Consider the following 8,374-nt stretch of genomic DNA (forward strand, 5'->3'; position numbering starts at 1 on the left):
CGAAGTGAGCGCCGATGGCCCGCGGTGACGAGGAGTTCGTCGAGTTCGCCCGGGCGAGCTCGGAGCGGCTGCAGAAGGCGGCGTACCTGCTGACCGGCGACCGGCACGCCGCCGAGGACGCCGCCCAGACCGCGCTGGTCCGCACGTACGCCGCCTGGTCCCGGGTCCGCAACGACGAACCGTACGGGTACGCCCGGCGGGTGCTGGCCAACTACGTGACCGACCAGTGGCGCCGGCCGATCCGCGAGCGCGCCACGGAGACGATGCCCGACGGCGCCGTGCCGCACGACGTGGCCGAGGACGTGGCGAAGCGGCAGTCCCTGATCGCGGCCCTCGGCGCGCTGTCGGCCAAGGAGCGGGCCGTGGTCGTGCTGCGGCACTACCTGGATCTGCCGGAGGCCCAGGTGGCCCGCGAGCTGGGCCTGTCGCTCGGCACGGTCAAGAGCCTCAACGCCCGGGGCCTCGCCAAGCTGCGGGTCACCATGAGCCCGGAGCCGCCCGCGGAACCGGCGCGCCGAACGAGGATCGCGAGGTTGTGGCGATGAGGGAACTGGACGAGTTTCGCGAGGACCTGCGGTCGGCCGCGGACTTCACGCCGCGCAGCCTGGACTTCGACGGCATCGTCGCCGCGGGCGGCCGCCTGCGCCGCCGCCGCCGGATCATGGCCGTCGGAGGGGTGGCGGCCGCGGTGCTCGCCGTGGCGATCGGCATCACAGCGGTGACCCAGCCGGAGGCGCGCCCGGCCCTGCCGCCGGCCGCCACGCCGACGGTCTCCCCGTCCCCTCAGCCGGTACTGACCAGCATGAACAACTACCGGGGTCCGTTCGGCGACGTCATCGACACCGGCTACGAGCAGTGGGTCCTCTTCGGCGTGCGGCCCGCGGGAGGACAGGCGTACGGGCTCTGCCTGGGCACGCGGGACGCCAAGGGCGACCTGGAGGAGTACCTGACGATCGACGACACCGCCGCCACTCCGGCCGGCTTCCACACCATCCAGGCCGCCATGGCCCTCGACGGCGGGATCGAGCAGCCGGCGTTCGGCTACTACGCGGGCGCCGCGAAGCGCATCACGGTCACCGTGGGCGGCAAGGCGGTCGAGGCGCAGCTCGCCCCGTGGAGCGTCGATCCGGGCATCACCGTGTTCTGGTTCGCGCCGGGCGACGTCACGCCGGAGGACACCATCACGAACCCGGTGGCCTACGACGCGGCGGGGGCGGAGCTGCCCCGGGGCAAGCCCCGGATCTACACCTTCTGACCGGGTACGCCCGGCCCCGCCCACCCCAGGGCGGGGCCGAGCCGGGTCGCCGTGTCGGTGAGGATCTGGACGTAGTCGTCGTGCTCGAAGCTGAACGGCAGGGCGAACGCGACCTCGTCGACCTCCCGGAAGCCGGCGTGCGCGTACAGCTGCTCGGCGATCTGGTCCGAGGTGCCGATCAGGTCGCGGGCGAACATCATCTTCCGCGGCCCGTGCGTGGTCGTGGTCCGGGGCGTGCGCTTGTCGACGTACTCCTGGTAGCGGGCCTTCTGCTCCGCGCTCGCGCTGTCCGTCGGGATGACCACCAGCCCCTGGGAGACCCGCCCGGCGGGATGGGCCGCCCGGAAGGCCTGGACCTGTGCCGCCTGGTTCGCGGCGAAGTCCTCGGACCCCTCGGCCTGGATCACGCTGCTGGTCAGGAAGTTCATCCGGTGCTCGCCGGCCCAGACCGCCGACTTCATGCTCGCGCCGCCGTACCACATGCGCTCGCGCAGGCCGGCCGCGTGCGGCTCGACCCGCTCGGAGAACACCTCGACGACGCCCTGCGCGCCACTCAGGTCGCTCGCCTTCTCGCCCGCGACGAACGAGAGGAGCCGCTCGACCCGCCGGTAACTGAAATCCTCGTCGGTATCGGGATAGAGGGCGTCCTTCACGTACTCGAAGTTCATCGGCGGGCCGACGCTCACCCCCGGGTTGAGCCGCCCGCCCGACAGCACGTCGACCGTCGCCAGGTCCTCGGCCAGGCGCAGCGGGTTCTCCCAGCCGGTCGGGATGACCGCGGTGCCGAGCTCGATGCGGCTGGTGCGCTGGGTGGCGGCCGCCAGCACCGCCACGGGCGACGAGATGCCGTACTGCAGGTGGCGGTGGCGCACCCAGGCGCTGTCGAAGCCCAGCTCCTCGCCGAGCCGGATGATCTCCAGCGTCGACTCGTGCCCGGCGCGCGGATCGTCGCGGTCGAACAGGCCGATGGTCAGGAAGCCGAGCTTCCGCAGGGGTGTCGATTCACGGGGCACGGCGATCATCCTGCCACCCGAAGGCCGGGGCCACGTGCTTCGTGATCGTCTCCAGGATCCGGGCGTTGTAGGCGACCCCGAGCTGATTCGGCACGGTGAGCAGCACGTAGTCGGCGGCCTTGACGGCCTCGTCGCGCGCCAGCTCCGCGGCGATCTTGTCCGGCTCCCCGGTGTACGTGCGCCCGAAGCGCGACCGCACGCCCTCCAGCAGCCCGACCTGATCCTCATCGTCGTCGTTGCCGAAGTAGAGCCGGTCGATGTCCTCGGTGATCGGCAGCACGCTGCGCGACACGGAGACCAGCGGCTCGCGCTCGTGGCCCGCCTCTTGCCACGCCTTGCGGTACAGCTCGATCTGCTCGGCCTGCAACTGGTCGAAGGGCACGCCGGTGTCCTCGCTGAGCAGCGTCGAGCTCTGCAGGTTCATGCCGAGCTGCGCGGCCCACTGGGCGGTGGCCCGGGTGCCGGCGCCCCACCAGACGCGCTCGCGCAGGCCGGGGGACTGGGGCTGGATCGCCAGGCCGCCACTGATCCCGCCGGTACGCGCCGGGTCGGTGCGCGCCACGGCCGCCCCGCCGATAGCCGCGAGGAAGATCTCGGTCTTCTGCCGGGCGTCGTCGGCCGCGGTGCGTCCCTCGCCCGGGACGTAGCCGAACGACTCGGCGCCGCGCAGCGCCGTCTCGGGGGATCCCCGGCTCACGCCCAGCTGCAGCCGCCCGCCGCTGATGAGGTCCACGGCGGCGGCCTCCTCCGCGGCGTAGAGCGGGTTCTCGTACCGCATGTCGATGACGCCGGTGCCCATCTCGATCCGGCTGGTCCGCGCGGCGATCGCCGCCAGCAGCGGGTACGGCGCGGCCAGCTGCCGCTCGAAGTGGTGGACCCGGACGAACGCGCCGTCGACGCCCAGCTCCTCCGCCGCCTGCGCGAGCTCGATGGTCTGCAGCAGGGAGTCGGCGGCGCTGCGCGTCTGGGAGCCGTTCACGTCCCGCCAGTGCCCGAAGGACAGGAACCCGATCTTCTTCTTCACGTGAAGCGTCAACCTTCGCGGGGGGTGCGGTCATTCCCTGATCCGTTTCGCGCCGCCGTGCGTACTGTCGGGGGTGAAGAGCAACACGGTGGCGCTGGCCGCTGCCCTGCTGTCGAGCGGCCTGCTGCTGGGGCTGCCGGCCGCCGGCCCGTCCCGCGACGAGACCCCGGCGCCCGTGGCCGTGGCCTGGCCCACCGCCCAGCGGGCCGCGCTGCCCGCGACGCTGCCCGACGGCACGGCCTATCAGCCGATCTTCTTCACCGACGCCGCGACCTCGGTGGGCACGGCACCCTCGCCGGACGGCAAGCAACTGCGCCTTCTGGTACGTACGGAGGCCCGCCTGCGCGTGCTGCGCTCGCTGCCCAGCGCCGCCGACCCGTCGTTCCAGGCGCTCACCGGCTCAGGGGCGACGCTCGCATGGATCGAGAGCACTCGTGACGGTGGCCTGTCGCTCTGGACGGCGGATGCGTCCCGGGCGCGCCGCGTGACGACCGACATCGGGACCTTCCGGTCCTATCGGTCGGAGAACGATCTGGTACTGGCGGACGGGCAGGCGCACTGGACCGCCGTGGACAGGTCGGGCGGCACCGAGCTGCGGTCCGTGGCGCTGAGCGGCGGCCCGGTCTCGGTGCGCTCCACGCCGGGCTCGTGGCGGCTGGCGGGCTGGCCCTGGCTGGTGGACGGCGTCACCGACACCCGCGGCGCCGCGGTCCTGCGCAACGCCGACACGGGCGAGCAGCGGCGGATCACCCGGACCCCGCAGGCGGCAACCGACTGCAGCCCGGACTACTGCCGCGTGGTGTCGATCGACGACGACGGCTGGAGCCGCATCGAGCTGATGCGCCCCGACGGCTCCGGCCGCTCGACCATCGCCGAGGGGGACGTCAACACCGCGGTGGTCGACGTGGCGCCGCTGGGCCGCTTCGAGATCTGGGTGCGCATCGGCAGCAACTCCGACCTGACCGGCAACGCCGAGCTCCTGGTGCACGAGATCGCCACGAACCGCACGGTGCAGATCAGCCCGGACGCGGGCCAGATCACGTACCGCAGCGGGGTCCTGTGGTGGACGGCCGGCAACCTCACCACCTTCGTCCGCCACAGCCTCGACCTCCGCACGATCCCCGGCGCCCCCTAGGGTGATCGCGTGACTTCTTCTCCGTGGACCGCGCCCCCGGCCGAGCGCGCCGACGAGCCCACGACCGGCGCCGAGCGAGCCATGCTCGAGGGCTGGCTCGCCTGGCACCGGCAGACCCTCCTGGGCAAGTGCGCGGGACTGACGGCCGAGCAGCTCAAGCAGGCCGCGGTCGAGCCCTCGAACCTGACCCTGCTGGGGCTGCTCCGGCACATGACCGCGGTGGAGCGCAGCTGGTTCCGCATCCGGGCGGCCGGCCAGGACCTCCCCGACCCCTACAACGACGACACCAACATCGACGGCGACTTCGACGACGTGCCCACCGCCGACGCCGAGGCCAACTACGCGGCCCACCTCGCCGAGCTGAAGGTGGCCACCGCCGACGTCGCCGCCCTGCCCCTCGACCACGAATTCACCCTCGAGGGCCGCGGCACCTTCAGCCTCCGCTGGGTCTACCTCCACATGATCGAGGAATACGCCCGCCACAACGGCCACGCCGACCTGATCCGCGAACGCCTCGACGGCACCACCGGCTCCTGAGCCGGCTCCCCCTTGGGGCGGCAATGATCCACCTTTCCTGGCCGGCGTTCACCATTGCTGGACGTTCAACGCGCTGTTCCACGCCGCCGGCCGGTCGGCCGAGCGGCGGCCGTGGCCTTGTCCCGGTCGCGCCGCGCGGGGCAGGCGGCTGTGGGCCGGTTGGGGTCTCGCCGACGGCGACGAGGGGGCGGGAACCGGCCGGCGCGACCGCTCAGAAGAGGCTGAGCTGGCCCGGGGTGGGGTCGCGGCGGCCGGACATGCCGCCTCGGATCACCCAGGGGCGCAGGTCGGGCAGCGGGTCCTCCTCGCGGGGCTCCGGCTCGCGCTGGGGTGGGACGCCGCCGGTCAGGGCCCACAGGGACGGGCCCAGGTTGATGCCGCGTTCGCGGAGGGCGATGCGCATGGTGGCCAGGCGGAGCGGCAGGCGGGCGGTGTCGGGGTCGGGCACGGGCAGGTCGGCGCGCATGCGCATGATGCTGCGGTTGCGCTCCACCCTTTCCCGTACGCCCTCCGCCTGCAGCTGCCCCGCGGCCTTCGCGCCGACCGCCTCGCGGACCAGGCCGTGCTCGCCCGCGTCCAGGGCGGCCCAGACCTGGTCCACCGAGCCGAAGGACGCGAGGAGTTTGGCCGCGGTGGCCGCCCCGAAGCCGCGTACGCCGGGCAGGTTGTCGGACGGGTCACCACGCAGCGCGGCGAAGTCCCTGTACTGGGTGGCTGTGACGCCGTACAGCTCGGTGAGGCCGGCCGGGTCGACCAGCACGGCCTCGTCCATGCCGCCGTTGCGGACGCGCAGCACCGAGGTGCTGTCGTCGATGAGCGCGAACGCGTCCCGGTCGCTGGTCATGAGCACCGAGCGCCAGCCCTTGGCGCGGGCGGCGGCGGCGCTGCTGGCCAGGACGTCGTCGGCCTCGTAGCCGGGCGGGCACACCGTGCGTACGCCGGCGGTGGTCAGCAGCTCGGGCGCGCCCAGCAGCTGCTCCGCCAGGTCCGCCGCCTTGGCCGGGCGATGCGCCTTGTACTCCGCGAACTCGGTGCGCCGGGCCGAGGAGTGCGGGCAGTCGAAGCCCACGACCAGCGCGTCGGGCCGCAGATAGGCCGCGGCCCGCGCGATGAATCCGACCAGCCCGCGCAGCGCCCAGATCGGCCGCCCGTCGCCGTCGGTCCAGCCGTCCCCTGCTCCCGCGTGGTAGGCCCGGTGCAGCAGGCTGTTGCCGTCGAGCACGAGCAGCAGGGGAGCGGGGGACACCCGGAGAGCTTAAGCCCTAGGACACGAGCGGCTTGAGTGCCGCTCCCGCCGCGGCGACGACGCCCGGCTCGTGCCCGTTGGCGATCATGTTGATGGTCAGGCCGGTGACGCCCTGGCCCAGCACCTTCTCGTGCAGCTGCTCGGCGACCTCCTCGGGCTTGCCGGCGAAGGCCCCGGGGCGCGGCGGGCCGTCGAGGTGGACCGACGCCAGGTAGCTGGTCGCCAGCGTCGCCGGGTCGCGGCCGATCTCCTCGCAGCGCTGCTTGAGCACGCCCACCTTGCGGCCGAGGTCGTTCAGGTCGCAGATGATGTTCATGTGGTCGGCGAACCGCGCGGCCAGCCGGAACGTCTTCTGCTCCCCGCTGCCGCCGAGCATGATCGGCACGGTGTCGCGGTGCCGCGGGTTGTTCATGGCGGTGCGTGCCTGGTACCACTTGCCCTCGACGGTCGGCTCCTCGCCCTTGAGCATCGGCGCGATGATCGTGAGCGCCTCCTCCAGCCGCTCGAAGCGCTGCCCGAAGGTCCCGAACTCGTAGCCGAAGTCGTGGTGCTCGCGCTCGTACCAGCCGGCGCCGATGCCCAGGATCGCCCGGCCGTGCGAGACCACGTCGAGGGTGGTCACCGTCTTGGCCAGCATCGCGGGATTCCGGTACGTGTTCCCGGTGACCAGCGTGGACAGCTGGATCGTCGACGTGGCCGTCGCCAGGGCGCCCAGCGTCGTGTAGGACTCGAGCATCGGCTGGTCCGGGGTGCCGATGCCGGGCAGCTGGTAGAAGTGGTCCATCACCAGCACGGTGTCGAAGCCGGCGCCCTCGGCCTCGCGGGCCTGCGCCACCACCGTGTCGAAGATCTGCCCGCCGGTCGCGCCGGGGTAGGTGAAGTTGGGGATCTGGTACCCGAGCTTGATGCTCACGGTTCTTCCCTCGCTCGATGTAAGAGGTCTCTCACTTGGTAATGTATGAGCCCTCTTACATCGGCGCAAGCGAGGAGCGTCCCGTGTCGTCCTACCACCACGGCGATCTCCGCGCGGCCCTCGTCGCCACGAGCTTCGAGATCCTCGCCGAGCAGGGCCTGCAACGCTTCTCCGTGGCCGCCGTGGCCCGCCGCCTGGGCGTGAGCACCGCGGCGCCGTACAGGCACTTTCCCGGCCGGGGCCACCTCCTCGCCGCGGTCTCGTCGGCCGCCGCCCGCGACCTCCGCGCCGCGATCGGCACGGCCGCCGCCGCGGCCGGTCCGGACCCGCGCCACCGCTTCGCCGCCGCGGCCGCCGCCTACGTGCGCTTCGTCGCCCGTACGGGTGCGGGCTTCGACGTCATCTTCGCCGCCGAGCTGTACGCGGTCGCCGACCGTGAGCGCACCGAGCGCACCCGAGCGCTGATGACCGACCTCCTCGGCCTGACGACGGCGGCCTGCGCGGGCACCCCCGCCGAGACGCTGACCCTGCTCGAGTCCCTGATCGCGACCGCTCACGGCTACACGACGCTGTTCACCACGGGCTTCTGGCGCCGGGCCGGCACGCCCCTGGAGGAGATCGCCGACCGCGCCGCCGCCGCCGCCCGCTCCCTGCTCGCGACCTGAAGGCTGTCGCTGCCTGATTGTCTAGCAGTGCTAGCATGTCGTCATGTCGGTACGCGAACGCAAGGAACGGGAACGGGCGGACCGCGAGCGCCTCATCGTCGCCACCGCCCGCGAGCTCGCCGAGCAGCAGGGCTGGGACGCGGTCACCACCCGCCGCCTCGCCGACCGCATCGAGTACAGCCAGCCCGTCCTCTACAGCCACTTCCGCGGCAAGCGCGAGATCATCGGCGCCGTCGCCCTGCAGGGCGCCGCCGAGCTGGCCGCGGCCCTGCGCGCCGCCACCGCCGCCGCGACCGGCCCGCGCGCCAGGGTCCTGGCCCTCGCCCGCGCCTACCTCGGCTTCGCCGCCGCCAACCCGGCCGTCTACGACGCGATGTTCCAGCTCGACGGCGGCCTGGCGTTCGCCCGCGACGACACCCCAGAGCCGCTGAGGGACGCCTTCGCCGCCCTGCAGGAGACCCTCCGCGACCCGGCCGGCGACGGCGTCGACCCCGGCCTGTTCACCGAGCTGTTCTGGGCGTCGCTCCACGGCCTGGCAACCCTGGCCCGGGCGGGGCGCCTGCCCGAGAGGGACACCGAGCGGGCT

General features: G+C 73.0%; 10 protein-coding genes. 6 read left to right on the forward strand and 4 right to left on the reverse strand.

Annotated features, from left to right (window positions below; all coding sequences use genetic code 11):
* The first annotated feature begins 14 nt into the window (after nt 1–14).
* Complete coding sequence (locus RBH18_RS30870; RefSeq protein ID WP_306213981.1) at nt 15–545, forward strand: SigE family RNA polymerase sigma factor; 531 nt, start codon at nt 15–17, stop codon at nt 543–545.
* The gene (locus tag RBH18_RS30875; protein ID WP_306213982.1) at nt 542–1,255 is read left to right on the forward strand and encodes a hypothetical protein; all 714 of its coding nucleotides are present in this window, start codon (nt 542–544) and stop codon (nt 1,253–1,255) included. The genes RBH18_RS30870 and RBH18_RS30875 overlap by 4 nt, the downstream gene beginning before the upstream one ends.
* On the opposite strand, the gene RBH18_RS30880 is transcribed toward RBH18_RS30875, so the two are convergent.
* Complete coding sequence (locus tag RBH18_RS30880) at nt 1,243–2,268, reverse strand: LLM class flavin-dependent oxidoreductase (RefSeq protein ID WP_306213983.1); 1,026 nt, start codon at nt 2,266–2,268, stop codon at nt 1,243–1,245. The genes RBH18_RS30875 and RBH18_RS30880 overlap by 13 nt on opposite strands.
* On the reverse strand, nt 2,258–3,292 hold the full coding sequence (locus tag RBH18_RS30885; RefSeq protein ID WP_306213984.1) for an LLM class flavin-dependent oxidoreductase: 1,035 nt from the start codon (nt 3,290–3,292) through the stop codon (nt 2,258–2,260). Before RBH18_RS30885 ends, RBH18_RS30880 begins: the two co-directional genes overlap by 11 nt.
* Nucleotides 3,293–3,365: 73 nt before the next feature.
* On the opposite strand from RBH18_RS30885, the gene RBH18_RS30890 reads away from it, so the two are divergent.
* Both RBH18_RS30890 and RBH18_RS30895 read left to right on the forward strand, forming a co-directional pair.
* Nucleotides 3,366–4,427, forward strand: coding sequence for a hypothetical protein (locus RBH18_RS30890; protein ID WP_306213985.1), 1,062 nt, complete (start codon nt 3,366–3,368; stop codon nt 4,425–4,427).
* A gap of 81 nt (nt 4,428–4,508) precedes the next feature.
* The gene (locus RBH18_RS30895) at nt 4,509–4,964 is read left to right on the forward strand and encodes a DinB family protein (RefSeq protein ID WP_306213991.1); all 456 of its coding nucleotides are present in this window, start codon (nt 4,509–4,511) and stop codon (nt 4,962–4,964) included.
* Between the two features lie 211 nt (nt 4,965–5,175).
* Here the strand turns inward: RBH18_RS30895 and RBH18_RS30900 are convergent, their stop codons facing one another.
* The gene (locus RBH18_RS30900) at nt 5,176–6,210 is read right to left on the reverse strand and encodes a 5'-3' exonuclease (protein ID WP_306213986.1); all 1,035 of its coding nucleotides are present in this window, start codon (nt 6,208–6,210) and stop codon (nt 5,176–5,178) included.
* 16 nt (nt 6,211–6,226) lie between these two features.
* Nucleotides 6,227–7,123, reverse strand: coding sequence for an LLM class F420-dependent oxidoreductase (locus RBH18_RS30905; protein WP_306213987.1), 897 nt, complete (start codon nt 7,121–7,123; stop codon nt 6,227–6,229).
* Nucleotides 7,124–7,206: 83 nt separating this feature from the next.
* On the opposite strand from RBH18_RS30905, the gene RBH18_RS30910 reads away from it, so the two are divergent.
* Together RBH18_RS30910 and RBH18_RS30915 are read left to right on the forward strand one after the other, a co-directional pair.
* Nucleotides 7,207–7,788, forward strand: coding sequence for a TetR/AcrR family transcriptional regulator (locus RBH18_RS30910; RefSeq protein ID WP_306213988.1), 582 nt, complete (start codon nt 7,207–7,209; stop codon nt 7,786–7,788).
* Between the two features lie 43 nt (nt 7,789–7,831).
* The coding region (locus RBH18_RS30915; protein WP_306213989.1) for a TetR/AcrR family transcriptional regulator at nt 7,832–8,374 on the forward strand (543 nt) is incomplete at its 3' end.

It is taken from the genome of Actinoplanes oryzae, assembly GCF_030757795.1.
GTDB lineage: Bacteria > Actinomycetota > Actinomycetes > Mycobacteriales > Micromonosporaceae > Actinoplanes.

Coding starts and splice junctions, on each gene's coding strand:
- RBH18_RS30875 (WP_306213982.1), top strand. CDS start 542: ATGAGGGAACTGGACGAGTTTCGCGAGGACCTGCGGTCGGCCGCGGAC.
- RBH18_RS30870 (WP_306213981.1), top strand. CDS start 15: ATGGCCCGCGGTGACGAGGAGTTCGTCGAGTTCGCCCGGGCGAGCTCG.
- RBH18_RS30895 (WP_306213991.1), top strand. CDS start 4,509: ATGCTCGAGGGCTGGCTCGCCTGGCACCGGCAGACCCTCCTGGGCAAG.